Source organism: Aeromonas sp. 82P (assembly GCF_051919365.1).
Taxonomy (GTDB): domain Bacteria; phylum Pseudomonadota; class Gammaproteobacteria; order Enterobacterales; family Aeromonadaceae; genus Aeromonas; species Aeromonas veronii.
Window position 1 is genome coordinate 3348026 of sequence record NZ_JBQBEV010000001.1, and the last position, 24047, is coordinate 3372072.

Sequence of the window (24047 nt, forward strand, 5' to 3'; positions counted from 1 at the left end):
AACTTTATATAAAGGAATATCTCATGAATACAAAGCGTTATGAGCTGAAGGCCGAGCCCTTCCAGTTAGGTCCCATTGAGTTTCAAGATGGACTCTACTGTGTCACCACTGACAAAGGTCAAGACGATGTTTGGAGCAGGATCGGTGCTCCACTCTGGGTAACAGCCTGCGGGCGCGACACTGCGGGTCTAGGCTGGGGCTTGCAAGTACGCTGGTATAGCCCTGATGGTCGACCGCAGGAGGCGTTCATTCCACACGTTCACCTGCTGTCTGACGGACGCGAAGCGTTGATGAAGCTGATGGACGGGGGCTATCGCTTCAACTTGGGAATGAAGAGACAGCTGATTGACTATCTCAACTCGAAGAACCCCTACAAGACGTTCATTCGGGTTGATCGACTAGGCTGGATCCCGGATACCCACATCTTCATGTTGGGAGATGGACCGGTGGGATCTACCAACGACAATGAGTACACCTATACCGGGAATAACCCAACCCAATCCGACGTGGCAGGCACCTTGGACGAGTGGCGTGATGACGTTGCCGCGCTGTGCCTTGGCAACAGCCGCTTGCTATTAAGTACCTCGCTTGCTTTCGTTGGCCCCTTGCTGCGCTTGACCAATCAGAGCAGCTTTGGCGTCCATCTGGTGGGGCCATCCTCAATTGGCAAGAGCACCGCCATGTTGGTTGCAGCTAGTGTGCTCGGCAAGCCTGCCAACAAGATCCAGACGTGGAATGCCACCAAGGTGGGATTGGAAACCACTGCGGGCTTGTTCAACGACAGTACCCTCTTTCTGGACGAAATCGGGCAGGCTGACCCTCATGTTCTAGGCGACACCATCTACATGCTGGCCAACGGCGAAGGACGAGCTCGTGCCAATGCAGATCTGTCGCGCCGTGCCAAACTGCAATGGCGAACAACCTTCCTCAGCAACGGGGAAGTTGACTTGGAGCACAGCCTTGCCTCGGTCGGTAAGCGTCACAAAGCTGGCCATGATGTCCGCATGATCAATATTGAGGCCGATACAGACCGGCATGGCATCTTCGAAGAGTTGCATGGCTACCCGAATGGTGCCTCCCTTTCCAAGGCCCTCGCAGAACGGACTGCCCAGTATCATGGCATTGCCTTCCGATCTTTTGTTGAAGAGCTGACCTTGGACATCAATGGTGCTCAGGCATTCGTTGACGAACATCGCGCTGACATGATGCGACGGCTTGGAGCCAAAGAGTGTGATGGCCAAGTGCAAAGGGTAGCCGATGCATTCGGATTGATATCAGCTGCAGGTGAGTTGGCCAACCGCTTCGGGATCACAGGTTGGCCTGCGGGTAGTGTAGCAGCTGTTGTCGAGCAACTATTCCGCAAGTGGCTCGCAAGGCGTGGTACAAGCGGCTCCCTTGAAGAAGCAAACATTATCGAGCAGTTGGTCGACCTACTCGAAGGGCGCCACGGGCAGTACCTTGCCGATGGGCCGAATGTAACGAAGCTGGGAGAGACTTACGGCTACAAACTCGGGCCCGACCTGCACCTCTACGTGTATGGGTTTAAAAAGACCTTCGCCGATTTTAACGCCAACTACGTCCATAAGGTGTTGCGTAAACACGGCATTCTCATGCATGGCACCGGCCGCGACCTGCCACGCCACAGCCAATCCAGGGTGTACCAATTGTCGTTAGACAAGATCGCGGACGCCCACGACAGGCTGTTGGCGGAACAAGGTGGAGAGTAAACAACAGGGGCCGCAGGACGCGGCCCCTTTTCTTGTTTGCTATTAATGCAGGGGGGATTGTGGTTCGTCGGAGCAGTCCTCATCAAGCCAGCGCTGCCGCTTGTGTGTCAGTTGAGCGACCAGCTCCTCCTGCGACCATACCCTCTCCCGCAGGTCGGTCTCGACTCGCCCTCGCAGTTGCTCAAAGAAATCTTCATCCGCGATGGCCATCAGATAGGCCAGCTCCAACACCTCATCACCGTTGAGCGAGACACGACGAGCCTTTCGCTTGGCACTCACGCTCACCTTCTCTTCCCGCTGGGTGTGGCTAACATGGAGCCCAACGAGAGACGGGTTCAGACCGGAGATGATGCGCTCACTCAATCCCCACTTGATGCTATCCATCAACGGCTTGCCCAGAATGCCCCCTGTTGCCACCGTCAGTGACGCGACAAACAGGCTGAAGTCCAACAACTCCTCCTTGGTCAGCTGACCGTTATCCAGCATCCGCTGGATCGACCGGCCCGACTTGCCAAAGAGTCGCTCTATGAGATCGAGATTCACTTTCATGATGGTGTCCTTTGGTTTTGGCACTATTGCCGCCCCAAGATTTAAGTCCCCCTTTAGGGGGACAAACTGCCACCAAATGCAATTGATATTTATTCCCATCAAGTTGGGTGTAACTTCATAAGTTCATGACAGATATTGGGCCACAGGTCGATTGATGCGGCCCTGCTCGACGGGATCTCGAACGCACTCCCCCTCCCCTAGCTCATGCCAAAGATGGGGTTCGTTTCCTATTATAGGAAACGAACATTCGAGCAATTTCAATTGGTTACCATACCTAGCAGCAGTCATAACAGCACACTCACCCGCAAAGGATGAGTCGAGGGTGAGTGTGGCTATCGGTTGCACAAGGGAGAAAAACCGGTACCGACGAGGTGGTGGGGGTGGATCAAATCAAGATGGGGGGGCGGGAGGTGACCCCGCCGCCGCGCATGTGGAATGTGTCACCGAGACCCGTCTACATTCGCAGCACTTTTCCAAAACGTCCTACTACAGCCAAGTAGCAGGTTCCTTGTGCCTTGGTTACCTAGCCACCGGCAGGTCCTCCCAGCGGGTGGTGTAGCAGGGGCTCAGGTGCTCTTGTCGCATCATCCACTCAGGCGACCCCGTGCCTTGGCTGGCAAAGCCTACTCGCCCCAATCCCTTGGCTTTGATCTGGTCCATCACGGCCATCAGCGCGTCCGATTGAGCGGAGGACGGGGCAAACAGGTCAGCCTGTTGCTGCCCCTTGGGGGTGAACTCACTCAGCATGACCCCACCCTTCTGATAGCGGTAACCGTCGCGCCAAATCTGCGGTAGCAGCACGTTCACTTGCTGCAGCAGCAACCGGGTATCATCGCTAGGGCAGACCAGCCGGACGCCAGCCTGCTCACTGTAGTAAGGGGCTCGTTCATCAAAGGGGCTGGTTCGCACGAACAGGTGCACCCGCTGGCAACACATTCCCTCGGCCCGCAGCTTCTCGGCTGCGCGAGCCATAAAGCCCGACAACGCCTGGGCCATTTCTCCACGGTCGGTCACGCGCTCACCAAAGGAACGGCTCGAGAGGATCTGCTGCTTCGCCGCCGGTTCAACGGTCAGCTCTGCGCAAGGCAGGCCACGCAGCTCCTGTACGATCCGCTCGACCACCACGCCGTATTGGGCGCGTAACCCTTTGGCGTCGCTAGCCACCAGGTCAGCAACGGTATTGATACCTTGTGCCACCAACTTGGCCCCCAAGCGCCGTCCTATGCCCCACACCTCGTCCACCGGGGTGATAGCCATCAGCCGGGCACGGCGCAGCTCGTCACGCAAGTCCACGACGCCGCCCGTGGCAGGCCACTTCTTGGCTGCATAGTTGGCCAGCTTGGCGAGGGTCTTGGTGGGACCAATCCCGACCCCTACCGTGAGGCCGGTCCACTGCCACACTCGCTGCCGGATCTGTTGCCCATAGGCTGTCAGGTCCCCGGCAAACGACTCCGACAACGCCATGAACGCTTCATCTATGGAGTAGACCTCAAGCTCAGGGGCCATGGTCTCCAACGTGCTCATCACCCTGCCAGACATATCGCCGTAGAGCGCGTAGTTGGAGCTGAATGCCACACCGCCATGCGCCTCGAACTGCTCGCGGATCTTGAAGTAGGGCCCGGCCATCTTGATACCCAGCGCCTTGGCTTCGGGGCTGCGCGACACCACGCATCCATCGTTGTTGGAGAGCACCACGATCGGGCGGCCACGCAGCTCAGGGCGAAACAGCCGCTCACAGCTGGCGTAGAAGTTGTTTACATCAACGAGCGCTATAGCCATCACGCTGCCTCAGATTGCCAATCACATGGGTGACCACTCCGAACAACTCTAGGGAGAGGCTCATACAAGGGTCGATAGGCGCGAACGCCGGATTGGCTGGCAACAGCCGCAACCTCGGCTTGAGCTGCAAGGTCTTTACCGTGAAGCCGCCATCGAGTAGTGCAATCACCACATCACCATGGCGAGGGGTGAGGCTCTTATCGACCACCAGCAAGTCACCGGGAAAGATACCGACCCCGGTCATGCTCTCCCCCTCGGCACGCAGATAGAAGGTGGCCGCAGGGTGGGCCACGCAGTGGGTGTTGAGGTCCAACTTCCCTTCCAGATAGTCGCTGACTGGGCTGGGAAAGCCGCAAGAGGCGCGGTGCAAGAACAGCGGGATAGTCACCTCGGCGGGTGATGGGTCTGGGGTTAACAGCGTCATGGTAATAATGCCTGTATTTATATACAGGCATTATAGCGCACCACCTTTGAACCAGCGCAAGTCCCGCATGCCAGTGATGGCGTACCATGGCGTCAACAAATAACAAAGAGGTCAGTATGAGTCACAATCTGTGCGCCCTACCGAAAGAGCAGCAAGAACGGGTCGAGGTCGAGAAGGCCGCCGCGTATGCGGTATGGAAGGAGCGCAACGGTCACTTGGCCAGCGCAGAAAGCGAAGCGAACCAACATCAAGGTGAACTGGGTCGCTACTTCCTTGAAAAGGTCACCTACTTCAAGTCTCGCTGACCCTATCAACACGTTCATCGGTGGCTGTGCAGGTCACTAGCAACAAACCGCATTCCAAACAACTTAACGAGGTATGTATTGTGACGGCATTGGTAGTCAACTTGGTAGAGACCTACTCCAGCCGAGGTGCTTACAAGGGCGCCATTAGCGCTTGGCGGGTTTCAAGTGATATGGCCAACAAAATCTCCACCGTCATTGGGGTTTACAAGTCTCAAGTCGTGGTTGTCATCGAAGGCTGCCAGCTGAAACTCTCGACATCTGATGTCAATGAACTACACGATGACGGGTGTGATGGTCGTTACTTCGTGGTCGGTGGAGACGTTTACGAAGACACCAAAGCTTGGCTAAAGCCGCATCCGTGGCTATTCAAGTCACTGGCCAGCGTACAAGGCCCACGCTACCTGAGCCTCGAAGAGGCCAACCAGATACCTTCAGGCAGCGTCATACTGAAGTAAGCCATATCTACACATCTTGATAGATAAGGTGAGGGAGGCTCGCGCCTCCCCCACTCAACACCACACCTCACACAAACTCTCAGCCTGTGCCAGCACCAGCTGGGCAGCCTCTTCCTGCTGGTCTGGCGGGTACTTGTACTTGCGCAGGATACGCTTGACCAACAGACGTAACCGGGCCCTGACGCTCTCTCGGCTACTCCAGTCAACGGTCACGCTGCGACGCAGGCTGGCAGTCAGCTCGTGGGCTATCTTGGCCAGTATCTCGTCACCCAGCTCACGCACCGACGCCTCATTGTTGGCAAGGGCATCATAGAAGGCGAGCTCGTCATCGTTGAGGCCCAAGGCCTGCCCCCGCTTGCTCACAGCGGCAAACTTCTTGGCCATGTCGATCAGCTCCTCGATAACCTGCGCGGTCTCGATGGAGCGGTTCTGATAGCGCTGGATGACCTTGGTCAGCATCTCCGAGAACTTCTTTTCCTGGGAGAGGTTGGTCGCGAACTTCGCCTTGATCTCCCCCTCCAGCAACCGCTCGAGCAGCTCCACGGCGAGATTGCGCTCCGGCAGGTTGCGTACCTCGGCCAGAAACTCATCATCGAGCAGACCGATGTTGGGCTTGTCGAGGCCGACCGCTTCAAACACATCGACCACATCGCCCGATACCACGGCATTGCCGATGATCTGGCGAATGGCCAGATCGCGCTCTTCGTCAGTCTTCTTCTTCCGGGTGACCTCTTTCTTGGTCAGCATCACCTTGACCGCTTGCAAGAAGGCCACTTCCTCTCGTACCGCCTTGGCTTCATCAAGGGTGCAACAGAGGGTGAATGCCTTGCTCATCGCCAGCGCGTTGTCAGCAAAGCGCTTCTTGCCATCTTCAAGACCAAGGATGAAGTCAGCAGCCCTTGCCAGCAGCTTGTGTCCACCCGTGAGGTAGTCGCTGTAATCGAAGCCATGCAACATGGAGCGCAGTACATCCAGCTTCTCCTCCAACACCGCGTAGGCCTCACGGGCATCGACCGTAGGGCGACCACGACCACGGCTGGCGGTGTACTCCTTGATAGCGCTCTTGAGCTCGTTGGCGATACCGATGTAATCGACCACCAACCCACCTTGTTTGTCCTTGAACACCCGGTTTACCCGCGCAATGGCCTGCATCAGGTTGTGGCCCTTCATCGGCTTGTCCACATAAAGGGTATGTACGCAGGGCGCGTCGAAGCCGGTAAGCCACATGTCTCGCACGATGACCAACTTGAGCGGGTCACTCGGGTCTTTGAACCGCTTCTCCAGCCGTTTCTTCACTTGGGTGGCATGGATGTGGGACCGCAGCAATGCCTTATCAGAAGCGCTGCCGGTCATCACGATCTTGATGGCCCCCTTGTCGGGGTCCGGGTCATGCCAGTCGGGGCGCAGGGCAACGATAGCATCATACAAGTGCACGCAAATCTCGCGGCTCATGGCGACCACCATGGCCTTGCCATGCTGCGCCTGATTGCGCTCTTCGAAGTGGGCCACCAGATCGGCGGCAACCCGCTCAATTCTTGGCTTGCTGCCAACCACCTTCTCCAAGGCGGCCCACCGTGACTTAAGCTTGGCCTGCTCGCTCTCTTCCTCATCCTCGGCCAGCTCATCCACTTCGTCGTCGATGTGGGGAAGCTCTTCGTTATTAAGTGACAGCTTGGCCAGACGTGACTCGTAGTAGATAGCAACCGTGGCACCATCGTCCTTTGCCTGCTGCATGTCGTAGACGTGGATGTAGTCGCCAAAGACGGCGCGAGTGTCCCGGTCTTCCGCAGATACGGGCGTACCGGTAAAGGCCACGAACGTCGCGTTGGGCAGCGCGTCGCGCAAGTGCTGGGCATACCCGACCTGATAGCGCGCAGCCCCTTCTGCAACCTTGCCTGGCGCTTTGAGCGAGGCGCTGAAACCGTATTGGGTTCGATGTGCTTCATCCGCGATGACCACGATGTTGGCACGGTCGCTGAGCACCGGGAACGAGTCCTCATCCTCGCCGGGCATGAACTTCTGGATGGTCGTGAACACGATGCCGCCGGAGGGCCTGTTGCCAAGCTGTCACGCAGGTCACCTCGCGTACTAACTTGCACCGGCTCCTCGCGCAGCAGATCTTGCGAGAGTGAGAAGACCCCGAACAGCTGGCCATCAAGGTCATTGCGGTCAGTGATGACGACGATGGTCGGGTTCTCCATCGCGGCGTCTCGCATCACCCGCGCCGCAAAGCAGGTCATGGTGATGCTCTTGCCACTGCCCTGGGTATGCCACACCACCCCGCCCTTGTGGCTACCATCTGGACGCGACGCCAGCACCACCTGCTCAATGGCCGCCCTGACCGCATGGAACTGATGGTAACCGGCGATCTTCTTGACCAACCGGCCGTCATCTTCAAACAGCACGAAGAAGCGCAGGTAATCGAGCAACATGGCTGGGACCAGAATGCCGCGCACCATGGTCTCCAGCTCGCCAAACTCGCCGTAGGGGTCGAGGTTGACGCCATCCACCGTGCGCCACTGCATAAAGCGTTCGGCATCCGCCGAGAGCGACCCCATCCGCGCCTCGCTACCATCGGAGGCAATCATGATCTCGTTGTACTGGAACAGGTCGGGGATCTGCTCCTTGTAGGTCTGCAGTTGGTCGAATGCCTTCCAGATGTCGGCATGCACGTCGGCCGGGTTCTTGAGCTCCAGCACAACCAGCGGCAACCCGTTGACGAAGAGGATGATGTCTGGGCGTCGGGTGTGCTTGGGCCCCTTGATGGTGAACTGATTGATGGCCAGCCACTCGTTGGCGGTAGGATCCTCGAAGTCAACGAGGCGGACAAAGTCCCCCACCGTCTCGCCATCCCGCTGGTACTGGACTGGCACTCCATTCACCAGCAGGCGGTGAAACGCCCTGTTGGCCGACAGTTGCGCCGGGGTATCGAGATTGACCACCTGCGCCAGCGCGTCTTCACGCGCTACCATCGGCACAGACGGATTGAGGCGTGCTATCGCGCCTCTCAACTGGTCGAGCAACAGCACCTGATTGAAGTTCGCACGCCACGGATTATCAGAATCGGGGGCCACATCGTAGCCACACACCACGCGATAGCCCACCTCGGCCAACCACCCCAGCACCTCTTGTTCCAACTGATCTTCGGTCATGCACCATCACTCATCAACAGGGAGAAACGCCCGTCAGGCGGGCTCGGTGGGCCTCAGCGGCAAACGCAGTTCGCACGCAGAATCCGCCCCCGGCTGGCAAGGCAATATCAGCCGGTGGGACGAACTGGCAGCCAAGTCAAACGGCAAGACCCACAACGTCAGGCGGGCATCATAACAAAAAGGTTCGAGTGGAACTTTGAGCTGACTCCATGATGGATAAATCAATACCAGATGACCATCATCTTGCTCGGTCAGGTACTTGTGGCCATAGGCAAACAGTTGGTAGAGGTCACCCTGGCTGATGCCGTACTTGCCATCACGGTCGCTGCTATCGAGCCGCTTCCACTTCACATCCATCACCCAACGCTTGTTGCCGTGCTGCAACAAGAGGTCCGGCTGCAACTGGAACATCTTCTTACCTTGGTGGGTACAAAGCGATTCACTGGCAACTTGCCTGCTTAGCTCGGCTCCAGGTAACAACTGTCGACGCAGGCACGCCTCTACATAGCGCTCGAACAGCCGCTCCATGGGGAACAACAGGCTGATGCCGCGCCACTCACCATTCAGGGCACTCGGCATGGCACGATAGAGGATGAGCTCACACCACGGCCGAACCCCTTGATAGTGGGCCATCAAGCGGTCATGTCGCCACAGTCTGAAGTCCCCTTCCACATCGCGGCTGGCAGGCACATCCACCAGCAAGTGGCGCAGCTCCTGTGCCAACCGCCAGTTGTCCGGGTGTTGAGTCGCATTGGCGACGGCCTCCAGCGCCCGCTTGAGCAGCCGGTTCTCGGCCCGGTCGGGCAAGAAGAGGTCGTAACGTAACGCAAAATGGTGGCCCCGACCCGGTGGCTGGCGCATCTGCCGGGCGACATCCAGCTGACCACGCAAGAACGGCTCGGTCGCCTCAAGACGCTGATAGTCACTGCGCACGCCACGTTTGACCAGCTGATCGAGCTCGGCCAGAAAGCGCGCAATAACCCACTCATTGAGCGGCATATCAAAGCGATCCAACGACGCCTCCGCCGTTTCACGGGGTGGCAGATCCAGGGCTCGTTCCAGCATCCGGCGGATCAACTCACGACCATCCTCGAGTGGGTCATCCTCATTGGCGGTCTTGGGCAGGATCTCGATCACCTGCCCGGTGGGGGTCTCTATCACCCCCACGTAGTTGTCCAGTTGCAAGGTCCGGCTATCTTCCACCTGCGCAAGAGCGGGTGCATGGCTTACCTTGTAGCGCTGGCTCAACTGACATAGCCAATCGAAATCAACCGGGTCTATATGGGCAAGCGTCAGCGTATCAACAGCGTTATCTCTAACGGTTAGCCGACCATACTCACGAACCGTGATGGGAGCCTTCACTGCGCCCCCTTGTCACCCTCGATGGTCAAGGCATAGGCCTCAATACGCGTAAACGCCTTCTCATTGATGCACCAACGTTGGCGCTGCCCCCCAACCGCTATATCACCAAGCAGGGTCTTGATATCGAGTTTGGGAGGTGTGAGGAACATCGCCTCAGCGCGGCTCTTGCGATGATCATTGAGCACCCAGGCGATGCGCTGCCAGTCCTCAAAGAAGTACTCCTGCAACAGCGGCAAGACCTGATGCTGGAAGATGCTCGCCAACTGCGCCATGGTCGGCTTTACAGCAGCTTTGAGCGGCATAAAGTAGGCATGACCGAGGCAATGGTCGCGGTCCAGCAGCACCTCGATGCGCTGGTTCAGCGTATGCAGCAAGCGACCTACGTCTACCTTGTGCCCCTCTTCCTCGATGACCACACCATCAAGCAGATCGGCCCTGGGTGGCATCTCTTCAAACACAAAGCGGCGACGCAGCGCGATATCGAGTCCGGCCAAGGAGCGGTCGGCGGTGTTCATGGTGCCGATAAGGTAGAGGTTGCCCGGTACGCTAAAGGGGCGCTTGGAGTAAGGCAGCGTGGTGGTCAGCGCCTCGCTTTCCCCAGCTCGCTTGCTTGGCTCAATCAGGGTGATCAACTCACCGAAAATGCGTGAAACATTGCCCCGGTTAATCTCATCGATGATCAACACGAATGGCTTACGCTCTCTGTGACCACCACCATCAACCGACAAGGCCAAACCACATTGCGCCTTAAGGTAATCGAGCATCCCCTGTACGTAAGAGGTGTTGTATCCCCCTTTCTCGCCAGTTTCATACAGCGCTCGCACGTACTTCATATTGGCCGAATCGTGGTTGCGGTCTCCCTGTCGACTTTCTTGGTCGATCGCAAAGGTGCCCTTATCAGGGAAGTAACGAGCCTTGAAGCGCTTCCCACGAGCAGTCTGCATAGGCAACCAACCATCTTCTGTCAGCTCTGCTTGTTCAACTAACTTCTGCAAAGCTTGCTCAAATGGGTCATCAACCGCAACAACTCCACGTCGAGCCCGCTCACACAAAGTTGCAAACACCCCTTGCTCAACCTTGTAATCAAGCCCCCCATCTTCCCTGCTCTCAGCCCGGATGCCCTCCACAAAGTCCTCATAGCTGAAGCTCTGATGAAAAGTTACAAAAGCCAACTGCCCTGCATCTTTATGGCGGTCAAATGCCGCCTTCAACTCAGCTCGAGTCACTCCGGGCTTGGCTAACAGAGTCGGCTCAAGAATCGCTAATGCCTTCTCGATTGTGTGGTAGGTTTTGCCAGTACCGGGAGGGCCAAACAATATCTGGTTCAAGGGGGGTTTTGTGGCCACGATGTGCTCCTTGCTGTCGTGTGATAGGACAAGGGAGGGCGAAGCGTCGCTGGCCTTGAGCAAGGTTCCGCTAAATGCTTCAAAAAGTCTCCAGACGAATATGTTATTGTCGATTGGACTTCGATCCGCTAAACCAACCTCATGGATAGACCGTTGGATTACACGATTTAACGCAATCCAGTCACGGCTATCTACAATTTCTAACTCAAAATCACGTTTAAAATGTCCAAGCAAGGTACGGCAATGCTGAACGTTCACTAGCGTCGTATAGAGCGATGGTGCAACCGCCGCGAACACTCGATGCACCACTGCCATATAGGTTTGCCGAAACAACCCCGCCCTTTTCGCACTCTCCCAACGGTCAAAAACGCGTTGGTAAGTCTCGCGATCGGGTTCTTGTATTACCTGGGTGGCCAACTCATGCAGCAGTGCGATATTTCGCTCATATTCGATATTGGGTAAGTGACCGGGCGATACAGTACACACACCGTTACTACCTTCACGCCACAACCAATCAAGCGTCTCCTTATCGAGAGTGGCCCGTCCAGCCTTGATTGCTTCGATTGCATCGATACGGCTACGGTATTGTGGCTTCCAACTTCCATTCTCCCAGTCTGATTGGGCCTGAAACCAATGAGCGCATTGGGCCAGGCTATGTACGTCACGTCCAGCCTCCCAAAGGTTATCCAACCGTTGTGCCAATTCAGCGGGGATACTTATCCCCGAACTCTGTGCACTCCACTTGAACTGGCCTTGCGATAACAGCTCAAGAAGCAATAGGGGCACCAAACCCGAGGCACAATTCGGGCGGGTCTCCTCGGGGATAAACTCGATATATCGACGACTCTTGTTCGCATCCCGCCAATCCTCAGCCTCAAAACTTCCTTTGGTCACAGTCCCGCGCGCGACCATACCTCTAGGGTCAACGCCAAGACGGATCAGATATACCCGGTCCCCTGGTTGCGGCTTAGTTGAATTGCAAGTCCATCGCTCACATACCCCGACCCTTACCCCTGCGTTACCACCATCCTTGTAGTGCTCTGGATTCCAAGTCAGCAGATAAGCATCCTGAATTACTGACATAATCCGACCTCACTCAGTTGTGCCTCAGCATCCGGCAAGCGCAGTTGGCCGGAGATCAGGCGGGGTAGCAGGGTATCGCGCAAATTGGCGAGGGTTTGGGCTTGCTTCTGATTGAGATGAATCTTGTGCCAGATTGCCGCTGCACGTACTTCAAATGCTTGTTTTAACTCGCTCGGGGGGTTGAGTACTGGGTAACTAGGAAACTCTTTCAATGCAATGCGATTCACTGTCGCACCTTGAATAGTGTGCTTGTCGAGGTGTCGCTGAAATGGCGCAGCGACAAACTGATGAAACCAAAAATGGCCGTGTCCATCTATCGCCATAGGACGAATCAACGCCAGCCGACGCCCCAAGCAACACTTAACTTCATCTGGAATCAACGCAAAGAAGCCCAACGTAGCCTCGTAGCTAAAGACGATGTCACCCGCTTTTGGGGTCACACGCTTAGTCCACTTGATGAAGTCTTCATCAGCAATGTGGCGTACGTCACTGAGATCCAATGCTGTGCCAGTCAAGTTCTTGATACCCAAGAAGACAGGCCCAACATTTGATTCTGGCGGTGTAGCGTGGGGGCCATCATAAACCCCCTCAACCACATCACGTATCGGCTGTACTCCCCACCCCTTCGGCACCATACCAAGTTCGGACTCTTCGAAGCTGTCGGGGAACAGGGCGGCGACCTCGGGGGCCAGACCTGCCGGTTGCTCCCCACGAGCACAGGCATGGACCGGGTCGAAGTCAACAAACCACGACTTGAACAACGCCTGCGCGATGGCCTCCAACGTGGCGTTGGTCTCGCGCAGTAGGGAGATACGCTTGCTTAGCACATCCGAAAAATCACTGAGAGACTGAATTACCTTTTCTGGTGGCAGAGGGATAGGAAGTTGACGAATATCCTTCAGGTTAAGTGTTTTTTGAACTGTAGTATTAAGTACAGAATCAATCAGGTGTTTACTCGCTGCGCTCTCCAAGACGGCCTTCAAGTAAATACGCCAGCCAGGGTTAGCAAGCCTGATAACAGCGATAGCTCTTGCAGGGTTCCAACCGGCCATGCAAGGCTCTACAACAACACACTCACCAGGATTACCAACCAGTGTAATAAGCAATTCATCACCGTGAAGTCGGGTTCGCTGATGTAACTCATCAGTTTCACTTGAGATGCAATACTCTGGCTTTTGCGTTACCAAGCCACCTTTTATATCACCGACCTTAATAAGCGGTGTACCTCCGGGGGTATGAGGGCCCGGGTACATAACACCAACAGAGATACTTTTAGCGTCTTTCAGTAAAGCCTCGAGAGGTACAACATCCCATTCATAAGGAACAGATGCTCCTGCTTGCATTAAGCGCTTACGTAGCTCAGAACTCATACCCAAGTCCCCCCAGTTTCTGCTTAATCAACAGATCCAGCTCGGCCCCCTTGGTCATCTGGTCGCCGAGTTGTTTGGTTAGGCGAGCCATCTTGTCGGCAAAGGCCTCATCGTCCTCCTCAACCTCTTCGGCCCCTACATAGCGGCCAGGGGTCAACACATGGCCGTACTCGGCAATCTCGGCCAAGGCTACGCTGCGGCAGAAGCCCGCTACATCCTCGTAAGGCTGCTCGCACTCCCCTTTCCATGCGTGGAAGGTATCGGCAATCTTGGCGATGGCGGCCTCGTCCAGTTCACACTGCACCCGGCTGATCATGGTGCCCAGCTTGCGGGCATCGATAAACAGCACCTCGCCCTGGCGGCGGGTCTTGTTCTTGGCGAGGAACCAGAGGCAGGCGGGGATCTGGGTGTTGAAGAAAAGCTGGCCCGGCAGGGCCACCATGCACTCCACCACGTCCGCCTCCACCATGGCACGGCGAATATCGCCCTCGCTATTCTGGCTAGAGCTCATGGAACCGTTGGCCAACACGATACCGGCACGGCCAGTTGGCTTGAGGTGGTAGAGCATATGCTGCAGCCAGGCGTAGTTGGCGTTGCCCGCAGGCGGCGTGCCGTAAACCCAGCGCGGATCCCCCTCGAGGCTACCATGCCACCAGTCGCTGATATTGAACGGCGGGTTGGCCAGCACAAAGTCAGCCCGCAAGTCCGGGTGCTGATTGCGGGTGAAGGTATCACCGTTTTCGCGCCCGAGGTTGTAGTCCATCCCCTGGATGGCGAGGTTCATCGCCGCCAGCCGCCAAGTGGTCGGGTTCGACTCTTGACCGTAGATGGAGACATCACCCAGCTTGCCGCCATGGGCTTCGATAAACCTCTCCGACTGCACGAACATGCCGCCTGAACCGCAGCAGGGGTCGTAGACCTGACCATGATGGGGAGCAAGTACCGCCACCAGCGTCCGGACTATGCTGGCAGGCGTGTAGAACTGGCCCCCCTTTTTGCCCTCGGCACTGGCAAACTCGCCAAGGAAGTACTCGTAGACCTGCCCCAGGATGTCGCGAGCTTCACCGACATCACTGCCAAAACCAATCTTGGAAACCAGATCCACCAGCTCGCCGAGCTTTCCATCGGGCAACTGGGCACGGGCGTAGCGCTTGTCGAGGATACCCTTGAGGCGCGGGTTTTCCTGCTCGATCAGGGTCAGTGCATCGTCAATGCGCTTGCCGATATCGGCCTGCTTGGCATGCGCTCGCAGCCCCTCCCAACGGGCCCCTTCCGGTACCCAGAAGGCGTTCACCTCACGGTAGTAGTCACGGTCTTCCAGCTCCTCGGCCAGCAGCTCATCGTCACAGTCGTAGAGGAAGTACTCGTCGCTCTCATCGGCAAAGCGGCGGGTGAGCTCAGCGCGACGGGCGGCGAAGGAGTCGGAGATGTACTTGAGGAAGATAAGGCCCAGCACGATGTGCTTATACTCGGCGGCGTCCATGTCGGCACGCAGCTTGTCTGCGGCAGCCCACAGGGTCTTCTTCAGCCCCTCGATACCGGTAGCTTGCGGCTCATCCTTGGCCTGCTTCGCCCTGCCACTCGCTTTCGCTTTGCGTGGTGCTGCAACGGCGGCTTCGCCATCCAACACCCGGAGTACAGCACCGCCCCGCCCGCGCCCCTTGCGCAGAACGCCCTGTTCCAGCAGGGCCTCGCGTGCGGCGGTAAATACCTCATCGGTCAGGTCGCTGAATTGGGCTTTCAAGGTTTCCATCAGGGCTTGGTTGCCGATGCTGCTGCCATCTTCAGGAACGGCGGCCAGCAGCGCCTGGCTGAGCTCGTTGAGGTCGGTCATGGGGTTCTCCGGTTATGCATGTTGCCGTCACAGCTCACCTGCGCGAAAGCCAAGGTGAGGATGCGGGCCAAGTCGTCAGACTGACGGGGCGGCACATGCCGAGCCTTGCGGGCGCAGCAGGGACCTATCCAGGGTGGTGGGTCAACAGAAGGCGATGCAGCCAAGGTGATGCATCGGCGAGAAAAAGTCCGGCCCGTCAGTCGTCTATCCATTATCTGGCGGGCAGTTTATACAAATGAACCCCGCAGCACTATGCGTAATGTCACGCTGGATGCAGTCATCACAGGCGAGGTAGCTCAAGTGGTCAGAAGGCAAGCAGATCAGCCAGACACAATAAAAAAAGGGCCTGATAACAGGCCCGACTAACGCACGAACATCTCACGGAGGAACGAAAGCAATGGGATCGTCACTACCAAACTCACACGGACTCTCACCCGAAACAGCATAGACAAATGACAATTAAATCAATACCAAGGTAGCCATACAAACGTCGTTATTGTTAAGTGGATCAACAATGCGGAATTTTGTTTCAACGTCACTTGCCCAAGACTGCGCAGTTAGCTACCGTGCTTGGGTGCGGCCCGCACGACTTGCACACGAGTCAAACCGGCATTGAATACCCCATATCCTTAATGATCTGATACCCAGCATCCACCTTCCGGTTGCTTAAACGTGTGCACCTGACCCGAAGCGTGGACTCGGAGATTGGATCATGACCATCAAGCAATTCGTGCACGACACGCGCCAGCAACTCGCTGACTCAAGCGCACTGTCACTCAAGACCAGCCACCTCTACGAACTGATCGCCGCCGCTTTCGGCTACCGCAGCTATGCTGCGCTTCAAGCCGAGGCTATCGTGCTGCACCAGACACCTTGGCCCTGTCAGCCTGACCTCGCCCTACTCGAGCAGCGAGGACGTGAGCTCGCGTTACCCCAACCCCAGACCCTGTCGCTGCTGGTTGGCCAACATCTACAACGTGCTGGCGTGGTGAGCATCCAAGTCGAGGCTCTCGGCCTGACTAGAGAGGACGATTGGGATAACACATGGGAAGATGGCTGGCTCGATGATGAGGCCGAGGATGACGACGCGCAGCTCCAACCTGCCCCATCCAGCACGACGCCACTCGATGCGGCGCAGGCACTACTAGCGCAACTTGATGCCTACCATCAGCCCCCAATCGCCCTCCAGGCACTGCAGCAACTGGAGGCCTTCGCAGAACGAGGCCATCCACAGGTGCACTGGTGGCTGGCACAGCGATTGGGTGATGCAGAGACTTATATTGATAACTCCGACGTGCCAAGCGGCTACTGGTACACAAAGCAACAGGAAGGGATGGTGTTGAGCGGTCCAGAACTGGAGTTTGCCAACGGCTTCGCTGCAATGTTGGAAGAACAACAACGCTGGCTTCATCACACCCTCAAAGCCGCCCAAGGCGGCATCGTCGAGGCACGCTTTGCACTGGCCGAAGCAAGGTTGGATAGCGGCATCTTTGACATTGACCCAGCCACGGTGAGCGACCCGGCAGCCATCGCATGGCTCGCAATGGAACACGACAACCAACAAGCTGCCCACCACTGGTTGACGCAAGCAGCGCAGAGAGGCGATACACAGGCCATGCTCGCCCTCATTGAAGAGTACGACCGGGACAACCTCTACCAATCTTGGGTATGGCTGCGTTTAGCCCAGTTGCTTGGCAACGACTTCACTCAGGACGACTTGAGGGCCATCCATGAGAATGGCGATGACTACGATGATGATGTGGGTGGACCACTCTATGTGGCCGGACGGGAAGGCATCGAACTGCCCCCACTCGCCCCCGAGCTTGCCAGCAAGGCAGAAGAGGAAGCACAGCGCTTGTTCGCCCAGAGCGCCTCAGAGGCTCTATAGCGCAATCAAAGAACAAGGGGGCACCTGCCCCCTTATCCCTTGGCCAGCAAGCGCCCTGGAGGACTGAGCGACGTCAGAACCTGAGCGAACATACACAGGCATGGGCCAAGAAGCTCGCAGTGATGTCGTGACACAATGACACAATGACACTGTCAAATGGCCTCATGATATGAGCTGTTCGATAGGCTAAACCGCTCAATAAGATCTGCTAGCTTCAATTAACAAGTTCGGCACTGTCAGCCTCGACATCTAGCGCAGGCTCTTCCTCGTCAAGCTCAGTGGCTCTACGCGCCATAGTCTGAATGTGGTTGCTCCACCACTCCATCATAGGCCTGCGTCTTTCTAGGAAATCGGTACGGTTATAGGCTGCACGTACAGCGTCTCGATCCATGTGACTCAGTGCGACTTCAATCAAGTCCTTTGCAAACCCTCGCTCGTTGAGCACCGTACTTCCAAGTGACCTGAATCCGTGTGCTACAAGCTTGTCAGCGAATCCCATACGCTTCAAAGCCATATTGACCGTTGACTTGTTACAGTGGCTACGTCGATTACGTTCCCCGGGAAAGACGTAGGGAAACCTGCCCGATATCGGCTTCATTGCGTGCAGAATATCGAGAGCCTGATCTGTGAGAGGTACCTGATGCTCCCGGCGACGCTTCATCTTTTCGGCTGGTATACGCCATACCTTGGCCTCCCAGTCAATTTCATCCCACCGGGCTGTTGCGGCCTCACCCGGCCTAGCAAGGGTATGGAGGCTCCACATGATGAGATTACGCGTAATCACGGTAATGCTGGCTTGGTTTACTGCTCGGAGAAGAACGGGTAACTGACTTGGCTCGATACTGGGCAAGTGCAGCTTGGTTGGTTTATCAAATACCTGACGGATACCTGCACACGGGTTGGCCATGATGTAGCCCGAGTTAACGGCATACGTCATGATCTCGTTGATACGCTGGCAACTACGTCGAACCGACTCGTGCTTCTCCTCCAGCTTGAGAGGGCGCAATGCAGCAATTGCATGTTGTGCCGTCACTTGCTGGATCGGGATATGCCCCAACCCGGGCAACACATGCCGCTCCAATGAGTTCCACAGGTCCTTGGCATACTCAGCGGTCACCCTGCGTTGGTGCAGCGCCCTCCATTCCTCGGCAACAATGCGGAAGGTGAGGTTGGCTGCAAGTCGTTCTTCAGCCTTTTGGTCCTGGGGGTCTTTGCCTTTGGCTAGCAACCGGCGGTATGCATCTGCCTGATCGCGGGCGTCCGACAACGATATCTCCGGGTATGCGCCTAGCGAGATCCGGGTACGCGACCCACTTGGTCGAGTGTATCGAAAGCGCCATAGCTTATTCCCGTTAGGGGAGACGCACAGCTCAAGGCCGTTTCCATCTGAAAGAGTCCATTCGATCTCACGGGGTTTTGCGTTACGCACTTCCGTGGCAGAGAGGGGTTTGGTAATTCTTGGCATTGGTACACGCTCCATCGTAATGCCGCACGTCATGTACCAAAACATGTACCAAAAACCACCGGTTTTAGGCAAATCCAACCGAACTTAGCCGGACACTAAAAAACCCGCAAGGCCTTATGCCATGCGGGTTTCCTGTACTGTCCCAGACTATCTCGGACTACAATTTGGCGGAGAGACAGGGATTCGAACCCTGGGTGGCATTGCTGCCACAATTGATTTCGAGTCAATCCCGTTCGGCCACTCCGGCATCTCTCCGTGGGGAGAGAGTTTTACCCAAGCTGGGCCGAGGATGCAATAAAAATTTCTTAGATATCAAATGGCTGAATCAGATATCTGGGAGCAGGCTCACAATGTGGCGCGTGCTGTTCGTGTTGCCAGGTCACCCTGCATCCACCCGACATTAACCCGCTCGCACACCTGGCCATTATCCATATCGTGATATTCACCCATTGCCATGAGGCGTCTCTTTTCCCTGCTTGGCGCTCAAATTTATGGGTGATGCCGATTTTGGCCGGTTTCCGATGTATCCCCACATCATTGCAGGTGCGCGGCAAGCTGGTAATCATGGGCTGATTGAGGAACAATCGCGCCATTCTGGCGGCTGTGTTGATGATGTTCCGCCCCGATTGAACTGATGGATCTCCTTATGCGATTGCCGAAACTCAAGCCCCGACCCTTAACGCCCGCCCTTTCCATGCTGCTGGCAGCGATCCTGCTCTGCGCGGCGCCGGCAGAGGCCAAACGCTACCCGCTGCCACCTGCCGGGAGTCGCCTCATCGGTGAGCTGGAGGATTACATCATCCAGCAGAATGAACATCTGGAACTGGTTGGCAAAAATACGCAAATTGGATTTTTGGCGCTGCTTGAAGCAAATCCGGGTGTAGATCCCTATTTACCCAAGCCGGGTACCCGCTTGACGCTGCCCACCCAGATGCTCCTGCCTGATGTGCCTCGCGAGGGAATCGTCATCAATCTGCCCGAACTGCGCCTCTACTACTTCCCCAAAGGGAAGAATGAGGTCATCGTGCTGCCCATCGGGATTGGCGATATCGGCCGCGAGACTCCGGAGATGACCACCACCGTCATCGAGAAGAATCCCAACCCGACCTGGGTACCCGGCCCCATGGTGCGCAAATCCTGGCTGGAGCAAAAAGGGATCACCCTGCCCGCCGTGGTGCCCCCCGGCCCGGAGAATCCCCTTGGCAAGTTCGCCATGCGCCTTGGTTATGGCAAGCGCGACTACCTGATCCACGGCACCAACAAGGATTTTGGCGTTGGCCTGCGGGTAAGTGCAGGCTGTATCCGGCTGCGACCTGACGATATTGAGGCCCTGTTCAAGATTGTGCCGATTGGCACGCCGGTGCGGGTCATTAATCAACCGGTCAAGGTAGCCATCGAACCGGATGGTCGCCGCTGGCTGGAGGTACACTCCCCGCTCTCCCGCACCGAAGAGGAGCTTGAAAATGGCGCCCCGCTGATGCTATCACCGGCCGTAGAAAGCTTTATCAGCGCACCTGATGTGATGCAGGATGAGGTGACGGCTGCGCTGGAGAGCAAAAATGGCCTGCCCCGCCCCATCAGCAGCCAACTTGTCAGTGGCTAAGTCACCAGCGCCCGAGTCGCACCGGAGTCACCTTACCTCATGAAATTCCTGCCCCTCCTATTCCTGTTGGCCTGTCACTCCTTGTGGGCCAAGGACATTCTCTGGATGAACAATGGCGATCGTCTGACCGGTAACATCGAGGAGGTGACCGAACAGTCGGTGCGCATCGCCCTGCCCTACAGCGGCGCGGTGACCGTCAAGCGGGAGGCCATCAAACGCTGGCGCATTGATAAAGAGGACAAACCCAAGGCAACGGCAAAGGGTGGGCTCAAGCTGTTCGAGGATGACCAGGATGAACGCAACGCCTGGCTCTGGACCGGCAGCGGCGATCTCAATGTCAAACTCAAACAGAATGACAAGCAGACCAACAACGTCAACCTCAAGTGGAAAAGCGAGCTGGCCAATCTGGACTGGCGTTACAGCTTCTCCGGTGAATATACCTATGAGACCGCTGACAACATCACCGACAGCCATGATTATCAGCTCAACCCTACGCTGGACTACTTCTTCAACCAGCAGTGGTTCTTGCGCACCTCACTCGATGCCGAATATGACATGCTGGATAAAGATCGCTATCTCTATATGGACTATGGCTCGGGGCCGGGCTACCGCTTCTGGAACGACAAACGCCGGCGACTGGAGCTGATGGCCCAAGGGGGATTAAGCCGACTCTACTTCCGTGAAGATAGCGAGGTTCCCAAGATTTTTCTGGGTGAACGGGTCATTGACTACCCCTTCGCCGGTTTTAACTGGGATTATCGCCAACCTTTCTCCCTCTGGCAGGAGAAAATGGAGCTGTTCAGCCAGGGGCGCTATCTGAAATATCTGGCACAAGCCTCCCCCTATTTCACCCGTAATCAGGATCTGAAAGGCAGCATAGGATTACGCTACTATTTCAACGACCATCTGCGCCTCTCCTGGTCGAGTGAGCTGGATTGGGAAGATGCTGACATCCTTGTCGACACAGGCAGCCCGGAACCCCGGGAGAGCGAACTAAGACACCTGCTCAGCCTTGGTGCCAGTTTCTAGCCTCGGCTCCCCAACAAGCAAAGAGGAGCCATATCGGCTCCTCTTTGCTTCAGGCAGACAGGCTCGCTAGATCAGCCCCCAAGCGGCAATCTGGTAGATCCATACCATCGCCAGCAGGGTGCCGACCAACCCCATGATGACACCGATGCGCACCATCTGGTGACTCTCCACCAGACCGGTGGCGTGGGCCAGCGCATTGGGCGGGGTACTGATGGGCAGAGACATCCCGAGCGAAACCGAAATGGTAACCGCCAGGATCAGGGTGTGACTGCCGCCCCACTCGGCCAGCTCGGGCATGCTGACCGCCAGCGCCGCCACCAGTGGCAACAACAGGTTGGCGGTCGCGGTATTGGACATAAAGTTGGCCATCACCACTGCCAGTAGACAGGCGCCGACCAACACCGCCAGCGTGGAGTATTCGTGGAACGGAATATGGGTGATGAGCCGCTCGGCCAACCCGGAGTCCTCCAATGCCAGCCCCAGCGCGATACCGCCCGACACCAGCCAGAGCACGTCGAGGGAGATCTTGTGCAGATCGTCCTTGGTGATGATGCCGGTGGTCAGGAACACCGCCACCGGGATCATGGCGACCACGTAGGAGCTCATGCCGTGCAGATCCCCCAGCAGCCAGAGCACTATGGTGGTGATAAAGGTGAGGTAGACCACCCAGGCGCGAGGGGTCTGCATAAAGCGCCCCTCAATCTTGAGATCCATCCGCTTGAGGGTGCTCGGGAAGAAGCGCCCCAGCAGGAACCAGCCAAGCAGCAACAGCAATACCACAAAGGGCACCGCAAACCCCATCCACTGACCGAACGAGATGGCATGCTCGCCGGTCAGGTATTTGAGGGCCACTGCGTTGGGCGGAGTGCCGATGGGAGTGCCGATCCCGCCGAGGTTGGCCGCCAGCGGAATGGCCAGCACAAAGCCGATTTTGGCCGGGTCCTTGTCGGGGAACGCCGCCAGCACCGGGGTAAGGATGGCCAGCATCATGGCGGTGGTGGCGGTATTGCTCATGAACATGGAGAAGGTGGCGGTGATCAACATCAGCCCCAGCATGACGATCCGGGGATCCTGACCGAACGGGCGCAGCAGCACCCGCGCCAGATTGACGTCCAGATGGTATTTGGTCGCCGCAATAGCGAGGAAAAAACCGCCGAGAAACAGCATGATGACCGGCGAGGCAAAGGTCGCCATCACCTCGGTGGACTTGAGCAGCTCACCAAACCCCGGTTCGGCCTTGTCGGCAGTCATGAACCAGAGCCCCTTGTCGGAGAGCAGCAGCAGCTCCAGCACGATGATCAGCACCGAGGTAGCAAAGATAGGGATGGGCTCCAGGATCCAGCAGAGGGCGGCCAGCACGAAAATGGCCACGACCCGCTGCTCGATGACGGTGATCCCCTCCAGCGGGATCCACTGGGTCGGGATCAGCAGGATGGTGAGGCTCAGCAGCAGTGGCAGAATAATCTTGTTATTGATGGGCACTATTGTCTCCAGGATCGGGAGTAAGAAGCCAATAGTGGCATAAAATGCTATCGCCTCACGCGGCCAACTCGCCAAAATGAGAGCTGGCTAACTGCACGGCGCACCGTTTTGTGAGTCATATCAAGCTGGGGTCGGCGCACTATGGCTGACGCCTCAACCCTTGCAACAAACAGGCAAAAAAACGGGCCCGCTGTTCGTTGCACACGACAGCGGGCCCGTTTCACCATTCATGCCGATGAGGGAGCTCAGAAGTAGATGCGGGTCACCGACTCGATGACGCAACCCGGGCGGCGGATCCCTTCGATCTCGACCTTGATCTCTTTGAGCAGCTCCAGCCCACCCTTGATGGGGGTGACCCGGGCCAGCTTGGTGCGGGCGCGGATGTTGCTGTCCACCTTGATGGGGTACGGGAAACGTACCTGATCCAGCCCGAAGTTCACCACCATGCGGGCGGTCGGGAACTCGGGGGTGGCCTCGTCGACCGAGCCAGTCAACTGTGGCAGCAGCGCCAGGGTCAGGAAGCCGTGGGCGATGGTGGTCTTGAAGGGCGACTCGGCGGCCGCGCGCTCCGGATCGGTGTGGATCCACTGGTGATCCCCGGTCACTGCAGCAAACTGATCGATCATCTGCTGGCTGACGTGCAGCCACTCGCCGACATGGGTCTCTTCACCAATGCGAGCCTGCAGGGCGGCATAGAGCTCGGCCGCCTCGGCCCCCAGCTCAACAGCGGGTTCCTGAGCCACGGCAGGCTGACCGTTGGCTACTTGTGCCACGGTTGCTGCATCCTGTTGCTGATCGCTCTGGGACTCGGCTTGCAAGTCAAGCACACGCCCCAGCAAAGGGTGAAGATGTGCCTTTTGCTGAAACTCACGCCAGTAGTCGCGGATCGCCGGAGAGAGCCAATCCTTGAGCTCAAAGGGGTGCTGCGCCAGAATTTCGCGCTTGCGCTTCAGAAAATCGACAACTTTCATCTACCGATCCCTATTTGATTCAATGCCTGTAAAGAGGTCTAACCAGTCCTATTTTATTAAAGTTTCAGCTGTAAGTGCAAAAAAATCTCGGCGTACACCTGTACCAAGGCGGAAGTAACTACTTACACCATGTAAAACAGCACGATCTGCCAATGAGGAAATCGATTGCCAAAGATGCCGCCAGCAGGGGAAATTCGCGGGGCTCATCATGAAAAAAGGCCCT

Annotated in this window: 17 protein-coding genes, 1 tRNA gene and 1 pseudogene; 6 read left to right on the forward strand and 13 right to left on the reverse strand. The window is 56.9% G+C overall.

The features are described 5' to 3' along the window. Nucleotides 1–23 precede the first annotated feature (23 nt). Nucleotides 24–1727: a DUF927 domain-containing protein gene (locus ACTG2S_RS15220; protein WP_136501563.1), complete on the forward strand. Its 1704-nt coding sequence runs from the start codon at nt 24–26 to the stop codon at nt 1725–1727. Nucleotides 1728–1769: 42 nt separating this feature from the next. Here ACTG2S_RS15220 and ACTG2S_RS15225 read toward each other — a convergent pair whose 3' ends face one another. The 3 genes from ACTG2S_RS15225 to umuD all read right to left on the reverse strand — a co-directional run bounded on the left by ACTG2S_RS15225 (nt 1770) and on the right by umuD (nt 4479). Then, a complete protein-coding gene (locus ACTG2S_RS15225) occupies nt 1770–2276 on the reverse strand; it encodes a hypothetical protein (protein ID WP_439982778.1) in 507 nt (168 codons plus the stop codon). A 519-nt stretch (nt 2277–2795) separates the two neighbouring features. Then, on the reverse strand, nt 2796–4055 hold the full coding sequence (gene umuC, locus ACTG2S_RS15230) for a translesion error-prone DNA polymerase V subunit UmuC (RefSeq protein WP_136501387.1): 1260 nt from the start codon (nt 4053–4055) through the stop codon (nt 2796–2798). Then, nucleotides 4036–4479 (reverse strand): translesion error-prone DNA polymerase V autoproteolytic subunit, encoded by a 444-nt coding sequence (gene umuD / locus ACTG2S_RS15235; RefSeq protein ID WP_439982780.1) that lies wholly within the window; start codon nt 4477–4479, stop codon nt 4036–4038. The genes umuC and umuD overlap by 20 nt, the downstream gene beginning before the upstream one ends. 116 nt (nt 4480–4595) lie before the next feature. Between umuD and ACTG2S_RS15240 the strand changes: the two genes are divergently transcribed. Both ACTG2S_RS15240 and ACTG2S_RS15245 read left to right on the forward strand, forming a co-directional pair. Then, nucleotides 4596–4784 carry a DUF3283 family protein gene (locus tag ACTG2S_RS15240; protein WP_064341007.1) on the forward strand — a complete coding sequence of 63 codons (189 nt, stop codon included), beginning with the start codon at nt 4596–4598 and terminating at the stop codon, nt 4782–4784. A gap of 80 nt (nt 4785–4864) precedes the next feature. Beyond that, entirely contained in the window at nt 4865–5239 is a 375-nt protein-coding gene (locus ACTG2S_RS15245; protein WP_439982783.1) for a hypothetical protein, read from the forward strand. 54 nt (nt 5240–5293) lie between these two features. On the opposite strand, the gene ACTG2S_RS15250 is transcribed toward ACTG2S_RS15245, so the two are convergent. From ACTG2S_RS15250 to ACTG2S_RS15275, 6 genes and pseudogenes are all read right to left on the reverse strand, one after another. Beyond that, the gene (locus ACTG2S_RS15250; RefSeq protein ID WP_439983255.1) at nt 5294–7252 is read right to left on the reverse strand and encodes a type I restriction endonuclease subunit R; all 1959 of its coding nucleotides are present in this window, start codon (nt 7250–7252) and stop codon (nt 5294–5296) included. A 104-nt stretch (nt 7253–7356) separates the two neighbouring features. Beyond that, a pseudogene (locus ACTG2S_RS15255) lies at nt 7357–8391 on the reverse strand (type I restriction endonuclease); the annotation flags it as partial. 33 nt (nt 8392–8424) lie between these two features. Next, nucleotides 8425–9753, reverse strand: a complete 1329-nt coding sequence (locus ACTG2S_RS15260) for an McrC family protein (protein ID WP_439982786.1) — start codon at nt 9751–9753, stop codon at nt 8425–8427. Then, nucleotides 9750–12182 carry an McrB family protein gene (locus ACTG2S_RS15265; RefSeq protein WP_234879092.1) on the reverse strand — a complete coding sequence of 811 codons (2433 nt, stop codon included), beginning with the start codon at nt 12180–12182 and terminating at the stop codon, nt 9750–9752. The genes ACTG2S_RS15260 and ACTG2S_RS15265 overlap by 4 nt, the downstream gene beginning before the upstream one ends. Beyond that, on the reverse strand, nt 12173–13552 hold the full coding sequence (locus tag ACTG2S_RS15270) for a hypothetical protein (RefSeq protein WP_439982788.1): 1380 nt from the start codon (nt 13550–13552) through the stop codon (nt 12173–12175). The genes ACTG2S_RS15265 and ACTG2S_RS15270 overlap by 10 nt, the downstream gene beginning before the upstream one ends. Next, nucleotides 13542–15386 (reverse strand): type I restriction-modification system subunit M, encoded by a 1845-nt coding sequence (locus tag ACTG2S_RS15275; protein WP_439982791.1) that lies wholly within the window; start codon nt 15384–15386, stop codon nt 13542–13544. Before ACTG2S_RS15275 ends, ACTG2S_RS15270 begins: the two co-directional genes overlap by 11 nt. A 712-nt stretch (nt 15387–16098) precedes the next feature. On the opposite strand from ACTG2S_RS15275, the gene ACTG2S_RS15280 reads away from it, so the two are divergent. Next, nucleotides 16099–17274 (forward strand): hypothetical protein, encoded by a 1176-nt coding sequence (locus ACTG2S_RS15280; protein ID WP_439982793.1) that lies wholly within the window; start codon nt 16099–16101, stop codon nt 17272–17274. Between the two features lie 214 nt (nt 17275–17488). Here the strand turns inward: ACTG2S_RS15280 and ACTG2S_RS15285 are convergent, their stop codons facing one another. Both ACTG2S_RS15285 and ACTG2S_RS15290 read right to left on the reverse strand, forming a co-directional pair. Next, complete coding sequence (locus ACTG2S_RS15285) at nt 17489–18784, reverse strand: integrase domain-containing protein (RefSeq protein ID WP_439982795.1); 1296 nt, start codon at nt 18782–18784, stop codon at nt 17489–17491. 120 nt (nt 18785–18904) lie between these two features. Continuing rightward, nucleotides 18905–18994: transfer RNA gene (locus ACTG2S_RS15290), tRNA-Ser, on the reverse strand. 439 nt (nt 18995–19433) lie between these two features. On the opposite strand from ACTG2S_RS15290, the gene ACTG2S_RS15295 reads away from it, so the two are divergent. Together ACTG2S_RS15295 and ACTG2S_RS15300 are read left to right on the forward strand one after the other, a co-directional pair. Continuing rightward, nucleotides 19434–20342, forward strand: a complete 909-nt coding sequence (locus tag ACTG2S_RS15295; RefSeq protein ID WP_234920628.1) for a L,D-transpeptidase family protein — start codon at nt 19434–19436, stop codon at nt 20340–20342. 39 nt (nt 20343–20381) lie between these two features. Next, nucleotides 20382–21371 (forward strand): DUF481 domain-containing protein, encoded by a 990-nt coding sequence (locus tag ACTG2S_RS15300; protein WP_058059928.1) that lies wholly within the window; start codon nt 20382–20384, stop codon nt 21369–21371. 66 nt (nt 21372–21437) lie between these two features. Here the strand turns inward: ACTG2S_RS15300 and ACTG2S_RS15305 are convergent, their stop codons facing one another. Together ACTG2S_RS15305 and ACTG2S_RS15310 are read right to left on the reverse strand one after the other, a co-directional pair. Continuing rightward, a complete protein-coding gene (locus ACTG2S_RS15305; protein WP_144712418.1) occupies nt 21438–22853 on the reverse strand; it encodes an SLC13 family permease in 1416 nt (471 codons plus the stop codon). A 245-nt stretch (nt 22854–23098) separates the two neighbouring features. After that, nucleotides 23099–23824 (reverse strand): MaoC family dehydratase, encoded by a 726-nt coding sequence (locus ACTG2S_RS15310; RefSeq protein WP_201947863.1) that lies wholly within the window; start codon nt 23822–23824, stop codon nt 23099–23101. Between the last annotated feature and the right edge of the window lie 223 nt (nt 23825–24047).